Consider the following 16,657-nt stretch of genomic DNA (forward strand, 5'->3'; position numbering starts at 1 on the left):
TAGATAATGCCAAAACGTACTGACATTCAAAGTATTCTAATTCTTGGTGCTGGTCCGATTGTTATCGGTCAGGCATGTGAGTTTGACTACTCTGGCGCACAAGCGTGTAAAGCTCTTCGTGAAGAAGGCTACCGAGTTATCCTGGTTAACTCTAACCCAGCAACGATTATGACTGACCCAGAGATGGCAGATGCGACTTACATCGAGCCGATTCAGTGGGAAGTTGTACGCAAGATCATCGAGAAAGAACGTCCTGATGCAGTTCTGCCAACTATGGGTGGTCAGACAGCACTTAACTGTGCGTTAGATTTAGAGAAGCACGGCGTTCTCGCAGAGTTTGGCGTAGAGATGATTGGTGCAACGGCTGATGCAATCGACAAAGCGGAAGACCGTTCTCGTTTTGATAAAGCGATGAAGTCTATCGGCCTTGAGTGTCCTCGCGCAGATACAGCGAAGAGCATGGAAGAAGCTTACAAAGTTTTAGATATGGTTGGCTTCCCTTGTATCATTCGTCCATCGTTCACCATGGGTGGCACTGGTGGTGGTATCGCGTACAACAAAGAAGAGTTCGAAGAAATCTGTCGTCGTGGTCTGGACTTATCTCCGACCAACGAACTTCTTATCGATGAGTCGCTAATCGGTTGGAAAGAGTACGAAATGGAAGTCGTTCGTGACAAAGCGGACAACTGTATCATCGTATGTTCAATCGAGAACTTTGACCCAATGGGCATCCATACGGGTGACTCAATCACGGTTGCTCCAGCACAAACACTGACTGACAAAGAATACCAGCTTATGCGTAATGCATCGCTAGCCGTTCTACGTGAGATTGGTGTTGAAACAGGTGGTTCAAACGTACAGTTTGGTATCAACCCGAAAGATGGTCGTATGGTCATCATCGAGATGAACCCGCGTGTATCTCGCTCTTCTGCGCTAGCATCAAAAGCAACAGGCTTCCCAATCGCGAAAATTGCCGCGAAACTGGCTGTTGGCTTTACGCTAGACGAACTACAAAACGACATCACAGGTGGTGCAACACCTGCGTCATTTGAACCAACTATCGACTACGTCGTAACTAAGATCCCTCGCTTTAACTTCGAGAAATTTGCTGGTGCAAACGATCGTCTGACAACTCAGATGAAATCGGTTGGTGAGGTAATGGCGATTGGTCGTAACCAACAAGAATCTCTTCACAAAGCACTGCGTGGCCTAGAAGTTGGCGCAACTGGTTTTGATGAGATGGTCGATCTGGAAGCGCCAGATGCACTGACTAAGATTCGTCACGAACTTAAAGAAGCAGGTGCAGAGCGTATCTGGTACATCGCCGATGCATTCCGAGCGGGTATGTCAGTCGACGGTGTGTTCAACTTGACTCAAATCGACCGCTGGTTCCTGGTTCAAATCGAAGAAATTGTAAAACTCGAAGAACAAGTCAAGGCGGGCGGCTACGCAGGTTTGACCAAAGAAGTGCTTCGTCAGATGAAACGCAAAGGCTTCTCTGATGCTCGCTTGTCTAAATTGCTTGGTGTCGCTGAAAGTGAAATTCGCCGTGCTCGTGAGCAGTTTGATATTCATCCGGTTTACAAACGTGTGGATACATGTGCAGCAGAGTTTTCTTCTGACACGGCTTACATGTACTCATCTTACGATGAAGAATGTGAAGCAAACCCAACAGACAAAGATAAGATCATGGTTCTTGGTGGCGGTCCAAACCGTATCGGCCAAGGTATCGAATTCGATTACTGTTGTGTTCATGCATCACTTGCGCTGCGTGAAGACGGTTACGAAACCATTATGGTTAACTGTAACCCAGAAACGGTATCTACTGACTACGATACGTCTGATCGTCTGTACTTCGAGCCAGTAACTCTGGAAGATGTACTGTCTATCGCTCGCGTTGAAAAACCAAAAGGTGTGATTGTTCAGTACGGTGGTCAAACGCCACTTAAACTGGCTCGTGCTCTAGAAGCGGCTGGTGTGCCAATCATTGGTACTAGCCCAGATGCTATCGACCGTGCGGAAGACCGTGAACGCTTCCAAGCCGCTGTTGACCGTTTAGGTCTACTTCAGCCAGAAAACGCGACAGTAACAACGATGGAGCAAGCGGTTGAGAAATCGAAAGAAATTGGCTTCCCATTAGTTGTTCGTCCATCTTATGTACTCGGTGGTCGTGCGATGGAAATCGTATACGACGAGCAAGACCTGCGTCGCTACTTCAACGAAGCAGTAAGCGTATCGAACGAGTCTCCAGTTCTGCTAGACCGTTTCTTGGATGATGCAACCGAAGTTGATATTGATGCTATCTGTGACGGTGAACGCGTCGTTATCGGCGGTATCATGGAGCACATCGAACAAGCGGGTGTTCACTCTGGTGACTCTGCATGTTCACTGCCTGCATACACGCTAAGTCAGGAAATTCAAGACAAGATGCGTGAGCAAGTTGAGAAGTTAGCATTCGAACTCGGTGTGCGCGGTTTGATGAACACGCAGTTTGCTGTGAAAGATAACGACGTTTATCTAATTGAAGTGAACCCTCGTGCTGCTCGTACGGTACCATTCGTATCGAAAGCGACAGGCGCTCCTCTAGCGAAAATCGCTGCACGTGTAATGGCGGGTCAATCTCTAGAGTCACAAGGCTTTACTAAAGAGATTATCCCTCCTTACTACTCAGTGAAAGAAGTGGTTCTGCCGTTCAACAAATTCCCTGGTGTTGACCCTCTATTGGGCCCTGAAATGCGCTCAACAGGTGAAGTAATGGGTGTGGGTGCAACGTTCGCAGAAGCTTACGCGAAAGCAGAGCTAGGTTGTGGTGCGGTTTATCCTGAAGGTGGTCGTGCGCTACTGTCTGTACGTGAAGGTGATAAAGAGCGTGTTGTTGACCTAGCTTCTAAGTTAGTGAAACTGGGTTACCAGTTGGATGCGACACACGGTACAGCTGTAATTCTGGGCGAAGCGGGTATTAACCCACGTTTGGTAAACAAAGTACACGAAGGTCGTCCACACATTCTTGACCGCATCAAGAACAACGAATACACCTACATCGTAAACACGGCTGCTGGTCGTCAAGCGATTGAAGATTCGAAAGTTCTACGCCGTGGTGCACTGGCTGAAAAAGTGAACTACACAACGACACTGAATGCAGCGTTCGCTACATGTATGTCTCATACTGCAGACGCAAAAGCGTCAGTAACTTCGGTTCAAGAGTTACACGCTAAAGTGAAAGCGAGTCTAGACGCGTAACAGATAAAAATCTGTAAGCTCATTAATCAGGGCTTACATGACAACCTCATTGCCCGCTCATTTGAGCGGGCTTTTTTATATCGAGGTTTTTCTAAAATGAAGAGCATTAAAGTGTGCTAGGAACGATTGGTATGCTTCGCTTTTGAAGATCATTAAGCTAATGATGGCAAGCAATGTACCCAAAGATGAAGAAATAGTACTACCATTTGCTACAACAAAATTAATGCTGCAAGTGAGAATGATAAAAGAGATAGTAAGTAAGTTTATTTTTGCAGCAACACTTAATCCTTTGCTTATTGTCAGAATGTTTGGAATGCATACAACAACAACCGTAATAGCTCCCAATGTAAGGAGGTAAGTATCTAGAGCAATGTGTTGAGTGAAAGAAAACCAGTCATTCCAAATGCTTAAGCTAATAGCCAGACCAATAGTCAATGCCAAGTATAAACATATACTTAGTGAGATGTTTGCTATGCTAATTGATTTAGTATTCAACTTTCAATTCCTCATAGATTCCAATAGCAAGATTTCTTAACTCTCCCGAATAACCGCTTCCTACTATGCTAATTGAGCCTCCAATTGCATCTAGAAGCTGATGAGAAATGGATGCGGATATTGTTGCTTGCGAATACCTCTTAGGAATTTCTCCTGACAACATTAGCTGTTTACGAGCTTTATTCGAAATGCTCGGAAGGTTTTTACGGATGATTTCTTTAGTTAATCTTGTTCTTTCTTGTCTGTTTAAGCCTTTTAGAATCTCGGGAACGCCTTTCTTAGTGGTTTGCTTAAGAGATTGAACCATTTTTATCGTTTGATATCCACTAGCGCCCGCTCCAGCTAAGGAGATGTAATCTAAAGCTTTAGTTGTATTTTGATACCACTCATTACTGTCTATATCCGATAATTTGTCTGGTGATTTAGATACCATACGGGTTCTTGCTACTCCAATAGCACATTGAGCTGTGGCAGCAACAGTAGCGGCGTGTGAGATATAGGACATAGTTACGCCCACAGGACCACTTACTGGTATTGTTAGCCCCGAACCAACTACCCCAATCCAGCCAATCGCTGCACCAATACAGCTAATGCTCGCTGATAGAAGCTCTTGATTGAATCTTGATTTTGACTCTTCCTGTTTTATTTTTTTTGCAAATTCTTGAGATGATTGTAATTTTATCGGTTCTCGTAGAATGATAAAGGTAGGATTGATATGGCATGTGGATTTAAAGTCTCTTAAGCGTACAACGGTGAATTTGTTATCAATATAAATTACACCCGCACCGCTAGTCTCTGGTTTAGCGTCAATAACGCTGAATAGCTGATTAATATTCACTATCTGTTCGATTTTTAAGCGTAATTGCTGTTCTTTTATTGATGGTCGAGTCAGTAAGGCTTCCATTATTTTCGTTTTTTATCAGATTAAATATTTCCTATTAAGACAGCATTTTCTTTTTCTATCAAAATATTAAGAGGCTCTTGAGGTGAGGCTCTATATTTGGATGTAATTGATATTTTTAATGTATCATTCTCTAGATTTATTAACTGATGAAAATTAGGAATAGATTGGTGTCTTGACTTTCCATTGGTAGTTTTGTGAATAAGTGCTACCGTTTCTTCCTCTTTGATACCTCTTCAAAAAGGAAGTGTAGTGGAAATCACGGTTGAAATTTTGTTGGCCTTATTTTTGGTTGCGACTGCCGCAGGCTTTATTGATGCGATGGCTGGTGGGGGAGGGCTCATTACGCTCCCTGCGCTTTTGGCTGCGGGGTTGAGTCCGACTCAAGCTCTAGCGACCAATAAGTTACAAAGTTCGTTTGGCAGTTTCTCTGCTAGCTGGTATTTCGTGCGTAACGGTATTGTTAGCTTAAAGGAAATGCGTTTTGCGATACTCTGCACTTTTATAGGCGCTGCAATCGGTGCCGAGGCTGTGCAGTTTATTGATGCTAGCGTACTCACCAGTTTGATCCCTGTTCTTTTGATAGCCATTTCCCTCTATTTTTTACTCGCGCCAAGTACGCGAAAAATCGATGGAGAACCAAAGTTATCTGAAGCGATGTTTGCGCTATGCATTGGTGGCGGGATCGGTTTCTATGATGGCTTTTTTGGCCCTGGGACTGGATCTATTTTTACTGTTTGTTTTGTTGCACTAGGTCACTTTTCTTTGGTCGAAGCCACAGCTAGAACCAAAATCCTCAATTTCACGTCAAACATTGCGGCACTACTCTTTTTTATCTTAGCTGGGTTGCCAGTGTGGAAGCTTGGCTTAACTATGGCTGTTGGCGGTTTTCTTGGTGCTCAGTTAGGGGCGAAGGTCGTGGTAAGTAAAGGGCAAAAATGGATTCGTCCTCTAGTTATAGTGATGTCGATGCTTATGGCAACGAAACTTCTTTGGCAACAACATCAGCAATGGATTCTGTCAGTGCTTTAACTCGCTCGCTACGATATGTGCTGTGACGTAAGCAGATATGTATTGGTCGAACTAACTGATCTAGCTCTTCAAAGTCATAGCAGAACTTAGGTGTGATATTAAGTATCGTTAGGATAGATTTAGGGATTAAAGCGGGAGCCATACCTCCCAAAGCCAGTTGTGCTGCCGCAGTATACGAATCCATTTCCATCAAAGGTTCGATTCCGTGTTTGGATAAAATAGCTTGTTGATATGTGTTGGCAGGGTTAGTTAGGTCATTGGTCAAAATAGCTTTAGGTAGTTGTGAAAGTGAATGTCGACTGACAATTGAGAAAGGTTCATCGGCGAGGTGAAGGCTCATTAATCCATGGTGAGGCGGTAAATAACCAGCACAGAATCCCAGTGTCGCTTTACCTGATTTCACATTCTCAATAATGCGTGGCGTATGATTGGTCGATATTCGTATGTACTGATCATGGGCAAAGTGTTCTGCCATGATCATGCTGAGGTATCCCGCCACTAAGGTTTCAGAGCAGTCCATTTTGATTAAAGAAGTGTCTTCTATTTGTTGTTGATCGTAGATTTTTCCTCTTAACTCATTGAACGTGGGTTCTATTGTGTTTATGAGGGCAAGGCCATCGGAGGTCAGCTTTATGTGCCGACCATTTGGCTCTATCAATTTTTTTCCTAACTTCTTCTCTAGATTTGAAATACGTTTACTCACGGCAGACTGACTAATATAGAGTTGACTGCCCGTGCGGCTCATGGTTTTTTCTTTACTGAGGATAAGTAACGTTTCAATACCTTCAAGCAACATAATGATTAATGAAAGTTAGGAATGGTTGAGATAATTTAGCGAATTGCCCAAGAATTGGCGAATCAAATGAGCATAAATGAGAGGAGCCGACACTTGGTCGACTCCATGATGAGTGATGTTGTTGGTGTTTAACGGTTAATGGCGAAAGTTGGCAGGGATAGATGCCAACGAATCGCACCGAGACGTATAATGAGCGTTGAGATTACACCAGCGAGTAAAGCCGTTGAGTGGTCATAACCCATGTTTACCGCCATCGTATGGAAGATGCCGCCAATAATACATGCCGTAGCATAGACTTCACTTCTTAATACCATAGGAACTTCGCGAGCCAACACGTCTCGTATAATGCCACCGCCACAGCCAGTAATAACCCCCATTATCACCGCGACCATCCCAGAAGCATTGTAGGCGAGTGCCTTTTCTACTCCTATTCCCACAAATACAGCGAGACCGATGGCATCACAAACGGGTAATACCCACCATGAGAGTCGCTTGGGTCTTCGAATAACAAGCATGGTTAGTAGACACGTAACAAATATCACCCATAAGTAAGTCGTATCTGTTATCCAAAATACGGGAGTGGCACCAAGCGCCATGTCTCGGATTGTTCCGCCACCTATAGCAGTCACACTGCCGAGCACGATAACGCCGAATGGATCCATTTTTAAACGGCCCGCCAGTAATACGCCAGAGATGGCGAAAACAGCGGTACCGAACAAATCGATCATATAAAGCAGCATGGAGTCCATGTTACTTAGTACCTTTAAATAGTGTGAGAAAAAATGGGCGGAAATTGTACGGTATTTGCCACGAAATCGTTAGCGTTTTTGACGAACGCTTTTAAAGTGCTCACACACTTCCTTGATCGCGTTCAATGTGCGTGGTGTCGGACGGTTAATCCAATCAGAGTTTAGGGACCAGATGTGTTTGTTTTTAAGGGCAAGAAGCTCATTACTCCACTCAGCCCACATACCATCGTTACTCATTGCGTGACGAGAAGTAAAAATAACCTCTGGCTGGCGAGTAATGACTTGTTCGATGCTAACTTGAGGATAAGGCGCGCTGGATGCGGCGAAAATGTTCTCACCACCGCAAAAAGTAAAGACTTCACTTGGCCAGTTCTTTCCAGCGACAGTGATGATAGGCTTTTCACTCAACTGATAAAAGTAACGAACTTTCTCGTTCGTGTTGTACTGTTCTTTTAGTGTACTCAGCTGCGTTCTAAAATCTTCAGCGGCCTTTTTTCCTACTTGTGGAGTTTCGCTGTATTGGCTGAGTTGCTCGATATTATTGGCGATATCTTCTAATGAACCTGTAGTGGAGTAATAGATAGGAATACCGAACTGTTTAATTTTCTCCAACTCTTTAGCGGGGTTTCCGGCTGGCCAAGCAATCACTAAGTCCGGTTGAAGAGCAATAATGCGCTCTAATTTAATTCCTTGATAATTTGAGACTCTTTCTAGCTGCTTTGCCTGTTCTGGATAATCGCTCATTTCGCTGACAGCAACAAGCTGCTCTCCTAGCCCTGCTGCAAAGGCAATTTCGGTGGCATGTGGAGCTAAACTTATAATGCGTTGAGCGGGTTGAGCGGGTTGAGCGGGTTGAGCGAAGGTCGCTGTCGAAACAAACAGCGTTAATGCGAAGCATAATTTATTCATCATAATCCTTGATAAATTATTCCTAAAAGCAAACTTTGGATTGCGATCCAAGCCAGGACGCGCCAAACGAGCAGCGTATGTATTTGTGAAAGGTGAATAGCCGATGGCGCAATGCGCCCACCGATTTTTGCGCGCTCTGCACGCACACCTTGATAGATAGCAGGGCCGCATAAAGACAGTTGTAGTTTGTGTCCGATAGTACATAACACCCAGCTAGGTCCTGGTAAGGGCCAAGACTTCGCTTGCTGTTGTATTCCAGAGAGCACATTACTTGTATTCTTTCCGGCAGCTAAAAGTATGGCAAAGAGACGAAGTGGAATAATATCCAGAGTAGCAACCAGTTGAATCACAGGTTTACCAAAGGGCAAATATTGGCGTCGGCTAGGGGACCACACTCGCGCTGATTCTGTTGTGAGTCGATACATTAGCGCACCAATACCACCTGTTAGTGCGTACCAAAATAGCACGCCGATCACGTTGCGGCTGTATCCCATAATCAGGGTTTCTGAGCCAGCTTTACCTATGCCAACGATCGAGAGGTTACCAGTGTCGCGATTAAGATATGGTTGCAGTAATGCTCGACATTGGGCTTTGTCTTCCGAAGAGATACTTGTGACGAGCTGTTTCGTTAACGTTTCGCTGTTGCGCCAGTCTAGCGCAAGGATCAATAGAACCAGTTCATATAAAGGGATTTGCCAAACAAATGGCTTTACTGCAATCAGTAATATCAAGCAAGGAAACAGCATCAAGCCTAGTGCAAGACTGCCTGAGATTACACTCTGTGAGTAATTGTGATTATTGTTCACTTTGTTAGCTAGCTGCTCTGCTAGCTTTCGCCATAAAGTGATGGGGTGCGCTGAATGGGGGATTGGCACTAAAAGGTGCAAGATCAGTGCACCCCACATAATGAGGAGCGCACCGTTGGCATAAAATGACTGAAAAACTTCTTCCATGAATGAGTCGTTTACTTAATGAGTTCCAGCATTTTGAATACCATTTCGGAAGAGCTTTTTGCTGCTAGAGGCAGGAACTCATCAAAGCTCATTGGTGATTCTTTATCAGCGACATCAGAGATTGCACGCACAACAACAAACGGTGTGTTGAATTGGTGACAAGTTTGAGCGATAGCAGATGCTTCCATTTCTACAGCGATAACAGACGGAAAGTGTTTACGAATAAACTCTTGACGCTCAGCAGTACAAACAAACGCATCGCCAGTACAAATTAGGCCGCGAACCGCATGAGTGTTTTCCATTTGTGCTAGGGCTTTTTCTGCTAAGTCCATTAGCTTGTCATCCGCTTTGAATGCAGCTGGTTGACCGGCCATTTGGCCAATTTCATAACCAAAAGCGGTTACGTCTGCATCGTGATGACGAACTTCTGTAGAGATAACTACATCGCCAAGGTTTAAGCTTGAATCGAAACCGCCAGCAGAGCCTGTGTTAATCACAACGTCTGGTTGGTATTCATCAAGAAGGATTGTCGTGCCCACTGCCGCTGCAACTTTACCGATGCCCGATTGTAGTACGACGACTTCGACATCGTTAATTTGACCAGAGAAAAACGTACAACCTGCTTTATTTACAGTTTTGCAGTTTGTAATTGCTTGCTTCAGGATGGTCACTTCTTGTTCCATCGCACCGATGATACCAACTTTCATAACACTCTCTTTAGGTAAATATTTTAGTTGGCCGAGAGTATAGCACTCCCCGTTGGCAGTTTTCTATTTGATGAGCTTAGCTTGAGTGAGCTTTTCTCGTAATTGATCGGCGCGCTTTCTGTTTACGCCAAAGTCAGAGTAGCCCACACGAGATTCCGAGCGCACAATCAGTTGGTCTCCTGCTATTTTTAGTTCGAGGTCATCCACGAAGCGCATGATTTTAGATGTGCACTCGATACGAAGGTAGTTGCTTTCTTTCACCGCGGTTTTCGCGCCTGGCAGTTCAAGCGCAACTTGCTCAATAGCGTCGATGTTCGCTGAATCAACTAAGATAAATGGCGTTAGGTTGTATTTTTCTCGCGTGTCTTGGGTGGAGACGCAGTTTGGTTTGTCACCACAAGGTGATTGAGAACGATCCGTCATGGTTGTGACTCCTTGGCTACAAGCGGTTAAGCCGAGCAAAGTAATGGAAAGGAGAGCGGCTTTTTTCATTATATTTACTCTTATAATTTTGTTTCTAATTATATGGATACAAAAGAAAAAGGATCCAATAACAGGACCCTTTTTGTGAGGTTAGCTGAGATTAAACTTCGAGGTAATCGAGAATGCCTTCTGCCGCTTTTCGTCCTTCATCAATTGCGGTTACGACAAGATCAGAACCTCGTACCGCATCGCCGCCCGCGAAGATCTTTTCATTGCTGGTCTGGAATTGGAACTCTTGCTTCGCAGGGGCTTTGATACGACCCCACTGATCCAAATCGACATCAAACGGTGCTAACCAGTCCATTTTGTGCGGCTGGAAACCAAACGCCATGATAACAACGTCTGCTGGTAGAACGTGCTCGCTGCCTTCAACGGGCTCTGGGCGTCGGCGACCCGCTTCATCAGGTTCACCAAGTGCGGTTTTCACCACTTTGACCCCCGAGACTTTGCCTGACGCATCCACTTCAACTCCCAAAGGCTGAAGGTTGAACATGAACTTCACGCCTTCTTCCTTTGCGTTTTTTACCTCGCGACGAGAGCCCGGCATGTTGGCCTCATCACGACGATAAGCACAAACTACGTTGGAGGCACCTTGGCGAATTGAGGTACGAACGCAGTCCATTGCTGTATCACCACCACCCAGTACGACGACTTTCTTTCCTGCCATATCGATAAAGGGTTGGTTACTCTCAAGATCCATGACTTTGTAGGTGTTCGAAACTAAAAATGGCAGCGCGTCATACACACCCGGCGCATCTTCATTATCTAGACCAGCACGCATGTATTTATAGGTGCCAACGCCCAAGAAAACAGCATCGTATTCATCAAGTAGCTCTTGCATTTGGACATCTTTGCCTACTTCCATGTTCATGCGGAACTCGACGCCCATTTCAGTGAACACACGGCGGCGGTTTTCCATCACGCCTTTTTCAAGCTTGAAGGAAGGAATACCGAAGGTCAGAAGGCCTCCAATTTCAGGGTAGCGGTCAAACACGACTGGCTTAACGCCATTGCGCACTAGGATATCCGCGGCAGCCAAGCCAGCTGGGCCTGCTCCAATGATTGCGACCTTTTTATCGGTCCACTCCACCTTGGACATATCTGGCTTCCAGCCCATTTCAAACGCTTTGTCGGTAATGTACTTTTCTATGTTACCGATGGTGACGGCACCAAAGTCATCATTAAGCGTGCATGAACCTTCACATAGGCGGTCTTGAGGACAAACGCGCCCACATACTTCCGGTAGGCTGTTGGTTTGATGCGATAGTTCAACCGCTTCAAGAATACGACCTTCATTGGCAAGTTTTAACCATTGAGGGATGTAGTTGTGGACTGGGCATTTCCATTCACAATATGGGTTGCCACAATCTAAGCAGCGATCCGCTTGTGCAGTCGCCTGTTGTTTAGTGAACGGTTCATAGATTTCAACGAACTCGATCTTACGAACTTTGATAGGCTTTTTCGCAGGATCTACACGCTGCACATCGATAAATTGATAAACGTTCTGGCTCATGATTCAAACATCCTCCATGATTACTGTGCTTGAACACGCAGCTCTGCGGCACTGCGGCTCTGGTGACCAAGTAGCGTGCGAAGATCTGCCGCTTGTGGTTTCACCAAATAGAACTTTGGAATCCATTCATCAAAGTTCGCCAAAATATTTTCAGCATGACTCGACCCTGTTTCTTCAAGGTGTTCCGCAATTAGGCCACGCAAATGTTCTTGGTGGATGTAAAGATCGGACAATGAGATAGCTTCGACAGACTCAGTATTAACTCGACCTTCAAAGCTTTGGTTCTCATCCAGAACATAGGCAAAGCCTCCAGTCATACCCGCGCCAAAGTTCACACCTGTCGCACCAAGAATGGCAACAATACCGCCAGTCATGTACTCACAAGCGTTATCGCCAGCACCTTCAATGACGGCTATCGTACCTGAGTTTCGTACGCCGAAACGCTCACCTGCTTTACCGGCTGCAAATAGTTTACCGCCGGTCGCGCCGTACAGACAGGTGTTACCAATGATGGTTGCTTCATTACACTTAAATGCAGTGCCAAGGTGAGGTTTGATAACCACTTTACCACCCGCCATGCCTTTGCCCACGTAGTCGTTCGCATCGCCCGTGAGGTAAAGCTCTACACCACCTGCGTTCCAAACACCAAAGGACTGGCCTGCGGTGCCGTCAAGATAGATTTTGATAGGGGAAGCCGCCAACCCTTGGTTGCCATAGCGTTTTGCTATTTCGCCAGATAAGCGTGCACCAACAGAACGATCAGTGTTGATGACATTGTAGAAGAAACTTGCCGATTGACTGTTTTCGACCGCATGCATGGCATCATCAACGATCTTTTGGTTGAGCTCAGCTTTATCAAACGGTTTGTTTGGCTCTGTCCAAAATAGCGGATGGCCCTCAGGTGATACTGGAGCTTCTAGAATATTGGATAGATCCAGCTTGGTCTGTTTCGCTGTAAATCCCTCTACTGCCTCAAGTAAATCGGTACGACCAATCAAGTCCGTCAGCTTTTCAACGCCAAGTTCGGCGAGTAATCCGCGCACTTCGTCTGCCAGGCCGATGAAGTAATTCATCACCATTTCTGGTAGACCTTTGAAGTATTCTTTACGCAGTGTCTCGTCTTGAGTCGCAACCCCAGTTGCACAGTTGTTGAGGTGACAAATTCGTAGGAACTTACAACCCATAGCGACCATTGGCGCAGTACCAAAACCGAAGCTTTCTGCACCTAAAATTGCGGCTTTAACTACGTCTAAACCAGTCTTTAGACCACCGTCTACCTGTAGGCGGATCTTATGACGCAGACCATTAGCAACCAGAGCTTGTTGTGTCTCTGCCAACCCCAACTCCCAAGGGCTACCAGCGTATTTTACCGAAGTTAATGGGCTTGCTGCGGTACCACCGTCGTAACCCGAAATGGTAATAAGATCAGCGTAAGCCTTGGCTACACCCGTTGCGATGGTGCCGACACCTGGCTCGGAGACGAGTTTTACCGAAACCAGCGCATTCGGGTTGACTTGTTTAAGGTCGAAGATCAGCTGGGCCAAATCTTCAATCGAATAGATATCGTGATGCGGAGGAGGGGAGATCAGAGTCACGCCTTGTACCGAATAACGCAGTTTTGCGATTTCTGCGGTGACTTTGTGTCCTGGTAGCTGTCCACCTTCACCCGGTTTCGCACCTTGTGCCACCTTGATTTGCAGTACATCCGCATTAGTCAGGTAATGCGGCGTTACACCAAATCGGCCAGAAGCAATCTGTTTGATACGTGAGTTACGCTCAGTACCGAAACGGCGAGGATCTTCACCGCCTTCACCCGAGTTAGAGTAACCACCAAGACGGTTCATCGCCGTTGCAAGTGCTTCATGCGCTTCTGGGCTAAGTGCGCCAATGGACATTGCCGCTGAGTCAAAGCGTTTGAACAGTTCAGTGCGTGGTTCTATTTGCTCAAGTGGAAGCGGTGAGTCTGATTTTTTCAGCGACATTAAGTCACGCAGCATGGCAACAGGGCGTTGGTTTACCTGCTTAGCAAAGCTCTGATAGTCGTTACTTTCGCCAGATTTAACGGCCTGTTGCAGCGTGCCGACAACATCCGGGTTGTAAGCATGATACTCACCGCCATGGACGTACTTTAACAAGCCGCCATGATCAATCGATTTGCGTTTAGCCCATGCTTTACGAGATAAGTTTGTAAGATCTTGCTGGAAGTCGTCAAAATTCGCGCCTTCAATTCGAGTTGTGACGCCTTTAAAACACAGATCGACCACACCTTGGCTCAAGCCAACTGCTTCAAATAGTTGTGAGCAGCGGTAAGAGGCGATGGTTGAGATCCCCATTTTCGACATGATCTTGTACAGGCCTTTGTTGATGCCGTATTGGTAGTTTTGCATCACATCGCGGTAGTCTTTCTCTAGTGCTTTATCATCAATCAGTTTACCTAACGCTTCATAAGCAAGGTATGGGTAAACCGCAGTGGCACCAAAACCAAGTAAGACGGCAAATTGGTGTGGATCACGGGCTGTTGCGGTTTCGACAACAATGTTGGCATCGCAACGTAAGTTCGCGTCAATCAGACGAGTTTGAACGGCGCCGACTGCCATTGCTGCAGGAATTGGCAGCTTGCCTTTGACTAAAGCGCGATCTGAAAGCACGACTAGAACCGTGCCTTCACGCACCACTTGTTCTGCTTGCTCACACAGATCATCAATGGCTTGTTTGAGATCTTTCTGTTGTGGATCGTAGTTGATATCGAGAATGGTATTACGGTAATGATCGTCACTCAGCTCTAGTAGTTGCTGCATGTCTGAATAGAGCAGTACTGGAGAATCAAAGGTTACACGATGCGCGTGGCCATCGGTTTCACAGAAGACGTTCATCTCCTGGCCGATGCTGGTCGCCAGCGACATGACGTGTTTCTCACGCAGTGGATCGATTGGTGGGTTGGTGACCTGCGCGAACTTCTGACGGAAGTAATCAGTCACCAAGCGCTCTTTCGAAGAAAGAACCGCCATCGGGGTGTCATCACCCATCGAACCGACGGCTTCTTGCCCCATATCACCGAGGACACGCAATACTTGATCGACTTCTTCATTGCTCATAGCAAACTGCTTTTGATAAGTCTTAAGCAAGTCTTCATCAAAGCTGCGCTCACCTACTTGATCTTCAGGCAGCTGAGAGAACGGTGTTAGTTTGCGAACGTTGTTCTCCATCCATTCGCGATAAGGGTGACGAGATTTCAGGTCATTATCGATCTCGCTAGATTGCCAAAGCTTACCTTTACGAGTGTCGATGACGAGCAATTCCCCCGGACCTACACGACCTTTTTTGGCAACTTCATCTGGGGCGTAATTCCAAATCCCTACCTCAGACGCCAGAGTGATCAACTTGTCTTTGGTAATTACATAACGCGCAGGACGTAGACCGTTTCGGTCTAGGTTACAAGCAGCATAACGACCATCGGACAGTACGATACCTGCTGGGCCATCCCATGGTTCCATGTGTTTGGAGTTGAAATCGTAAAACGCACGCAAATCCGGATCCATGTCAGGGTGGTTTTGCCATGCTGGCGGCACAAGCATACGCATGGCACGGAAGATATCCATGCCGCCAGCTAAAAAGAGATCTAGCATATTATCTAGGCTAGACGAGTCTGAGCCTGTCTCGTTCACAAACGGTGCTGCAGTTTGTAGGTCAGGCAGCAGTGGTGACGAGAACTTGTAAGCACGAGCGCGTGCCCATTGTCGGTTACCTTCAATGGTATTGATCTCACCATTATGAGCAAGGTAGCGGAACGGTTGAGCTAATGGCCAACGCGGTTGAGTGTTGGTAGAAAAACGCTGGTGGAACAGACAGATAGCAGATTCCATACGTAGATCGGCAAGATCAAGATAAAAGCGCGGTAAGTCCGCAGGCATGCATAGGCCTTTGTACACCAAAACTTGAGTCGACAAGCTACAGATGTAGAAATCCGGATCTTCGGTGATTTGTTTCTCGATGCGACGGCGTGCGATGTAGAGACGACGTTCAATGTCACGCTCGCGCCAACCTGCCGGTGCAGAGATAAAGACTTGCTGAATATTTGGAAGCGAGTTGGCCGCAATTGGACCGAGTACTTCTGAATTAGTTGGTACTTCACGCCAACCAGCCACAGTTAGCGTCTCTTGCGCCAGTTCTTTGTTGACGATGTCTTTAGCGAGTTGAGCTTTGACTGGATCTTGGTTGAAGAAAATCATCCCTACGGCGTATTGCTTGCCAAGGTTGAAACCATTTTCTTCGGCAATAAGACGTAAATAGGAATCGGGCTTTTGTAATAGAAGACCACAACCATCACCAGTTTTACCATCGGCGGCGATACCACCACGGTGAGTCATGCGGTCAAGTGCAGAAATTGCTGTACGTACCAGCTTGTGGCTTTGTTCGCCTTCCATATGCGCGATCAAGCCAAATCCACAGTTGTCTTTCTCAAGACTTGGATCATAAAGAGCCATTGCAATTCTCCCTTTGCTTATCCGTCATCCCGACAGATATATCAACACTGCTTACGTTGATATCGATGACTAACTATGCGTCATCTTTATAGCTTTATGTATAATTATTCAGTAAAAGTTGTGAAATATTTAACATTTTTTGAGTGTTTTATTTTCATCAACTTCACAAGCTATAGCTTATTGTAAAAAAGGTCAAGTTATTAGTGGATCATCACGTGAATATGCGATTTACCATTTAATAAGCTAAAATAGTTTAATAATTTCAAATAGATAGAAAATTGATTGTTACAAAAAAGTAACATTTGATTCTGTGGGAGATAAAAAAGACCAGCATAAAATGCTGGTCAAAATAGAAAGATTGGAAGGAATTGTTTTCTTTCTTCACCGATAGCCAT

12 protein-coding genes are annotated in these 16,657 nt (G+C 45.7%); 2 read left to right on the forward strand and 10 right to left on the reverse strand.

Going from position 1 to position 16,657, the window contains the following annotated elements; translation table 11 throughout:
- The first annotated feature begins 6 nt into the window (after positions 1-6).
- On the forward strand, positions 7-3,240 hold the full coding sequence (gene carB, locus R7127_RS01700) for a carbamoyl-phosphate synthase large subunit (RefSeq protein ID WP_005381854.1): 3,234 nt from the start codon (positions 7-9) through the stop codon (positions 3,238-3,240).
- Between the two features lie 75 nt (positions 3,241-3,315).
- Here carB and R7127_RS01705 read toward each other — a convergent pair whose 3' ends face one another.
- Together R7127_RS01705 and R7127_RS01710 are read right to left on the reverse strand one after the other, a co-directional pair.
- Positions 3,316-3,735 (reverse strand): hypothetical protein, encoded by a 420-nt coding sequence (locus R7127_RS01705; RefSeq protein WP_155396149.1) that lies wholly within the window; start codon positions 3,733-3,735, stop codon positions 3,316-3,318.
- The gene (locus R7127_RS01710; protein WP_025768414.1) at positions 3,725-4,639 is read right to left on the reverse strand and encodes a hypothetical protein; all 915 of its coding nucleotides are present in this window, start codon (positions 4,637-4,639) and stop codon (positions 3,725-3,727) included. Before R7127_RS01710 ends, R7127_RS01705 begins: the two co-directional genes overlap by 11 nt.
- A gap of 249 nt (positions 4,640-4,888) precedes the next feature.
- Between R7127_RS01710 and R7127_RS01715 the strand changes: the two genes are divergently transcribed.
- Positions 4,889-5,668, forward strand: coding sequence for a TSUP family transporter (locus R7127_RS01715; RefSeq protein ID WP_017821480.1), 780 nt, complete (start codon positions 4,889-4,891; stop codon positions 5,666-5,668).
- On the opposite strand, the gene R7127_RS01720 is transcribed toward R7127_RS01715, so the two are convergent.
- The 8 genes from R7127_RS01720 to gltB form a co-directional block, all read right to left on the reverse strand.
- Positions 5,610-6,464 carry a LysR family transcriptional regulator gene (locus R7127_RS01720; protein WP_044129573.1) on the reverse strand — a complete coding sequence of 285 codons (855 nt, stop codon included), beginning with the start codon at positions 6,462-6,464 and terminating at the stop codon, positions 5,610-5,612. The genes R7127_RS01715 and R7127_RS01720 overlap by 59 nt on opposite strands.
- Positions 6,465-6,592: 128 nt before the next feature.
- Positions 6,593-7,213, reverse strand: a complete 621-nt coding sequence (locus tag R7127_RS01725) for a TRIC cation channel family protein (protein ID WP_005387377.1) — start codon at positions 7,211-7,213, stop codon at positions 6,593-6,595.
- Positions 7,214-7,282: 69 nt separating this feature from the next.
- Complete coding sequence (gene btuF, locus R7127_RS01730; RefSeq protein ID WP_318141824.1) at positions 7,283-8,122, reverse strand: vitamin B12 ABC transporter substrate-binding protein BtuF; 840 nt, start codon at positions 8,120-8,122, stop codon at positions 7,283-7,285.
- A complete protein-coding gene (locus tag R7127_RS01735; protein ID WP_033906096.1) occupies positions 8,122-9,075 on the reverse strand; it encodes a cobalamin biosynthesis family protein in 954 nt (317 codons plus the stop codon). The genes btuF and R7127_RS01735 overlap by 1 nt, the downstream gene beginning before the upstream one ends.
- An 11-nt stretch (positions 9,076-9,086) precedes the next feature.
- Entirely contained in the window at positions 9,087-9,782 is a 696-nt protein-coding gene (gene mtnN / locus R7127_RS01740) for a 5'-methylthioadenosine/S-adenosylhomocysteine nucleosidase (protein WP_005381837.1), read from the reverse strand.
- Between the two features lie 63 nt (positions 9,783-9,845).
- Positions 9,846-10,274 (reverse strand): DUF1499 domain-containing protein, encoded by a 429-nt coding sequence (locus tag R7127_RS01745; RefSeq protein WP_025768418.1) that lies wholly within the window; start codon positions 10,272-10,274, stop codon positions 9,846-9,848.
- Between the two features lie 91 nt (positions 10,275-10,365).
- Positions 10,366-11,778: an FAD-dependent oxidoreductase gene (locus R7127_RS01750; protein ID WP_005381833.1), complete on the reverse strand. Its 1,413-nt coding sequence runs from the start codon at positions 11,776-11,778 to the stop codon at positions 10,366-10,368.
- A gap of 20 nt (positions 11,779-11,798) precedes the next feature.
- A complete protein-coding gene (gene gltB / locus R7127_RS01755) occupies positions 11,799-16,262 on the reverse strand; it encodes a glutamate synthase large subunit (RefSeq protein ID WP_318141803.1) in 4,464 nt (1,487 codons plus the stop codon).
- Between the last annotated feature and the right edge of the window lie 395 nt (positions 16,263-16,657).

The organism is Vibrio sp. 1159, from assembly GCF_033340395.1.
GTDB lineage: Bacteria > Pseudomonadota > Gammaproteobacteria > Enterobacterales > Vibrionaceae > Vibrio > Vibrio alginolyticus.

Bases quoted from the DNA above. Each gene is read 5' to 3' on its own strand.
- R7127_RS01710 (WP_025768414.1), bottom strand. From the start codon at position 4,639: ATGGAAGCCTTACTGACTCGACCATCAATAAAAGAACAGCAATTACGC.
- R7127_RS01750 (WP_005381833.1), bottom strand. From the start codon at position 11,778: ATGAGCCAGAACGTTTATCAATTTATCGATGTGCAGCGTGTAGATCCT.
- R7127_RS01745 (WP_025768418.1), bottom strand. From the start codon at position 10,274: ATGAAAAAAGCCGCTCTCCTTTCCATTACTTTGCTCGGCTTAACCGCT.
- btuF (WP_318141824.1), bottom strand. From the start codon at position 8,122: ATGAATAAATTATGCTTCGCATTAACGCTGTTTGTTTCGACAGCGACC.
- R7127_RS01725 (WP_005387377.1), bottom strand. From the start codon at position 7,213: ATGGACTCCATGCTGCTTTATATGATCGATTTGTTCGGTACCGCTGTT.
- gltB (WP_318141803.1), bottom strand. From the start codon at position 16,262: ATGGCTCTTTATGATCCAAGTCTTGAGAAAGACAACTGTGGATTTGGC.
- R7127_RS01735 (WP_033906096.1), bottom strand. From the start codon at position 9,075: ATGGAAGAAGTTTTTCAGTCATTTTATGCCAACGGTGCGCTCCTCATT.
- R7127_RS01720 (WP_044129573.1), bottom strand. From the start codon at position 6,464: ATGTTGCTTGAAGGTATTGAAACGTTACTTATCCTCAGTAAAGAAAAA.
- carB (WP_005381854.1), top strand. From the start codon at position 7: ATGCCAAAACGTACTGACATTCAAAGTATTCTAATTCTTGGTGCTGGT.
- mtnN (WP_005381837.1), bottom strand. From the start codon at position 9,782: ATGAAAGTTGGTATCATCGGTGCGATGGAACAAGAAGTGACCATCCTG.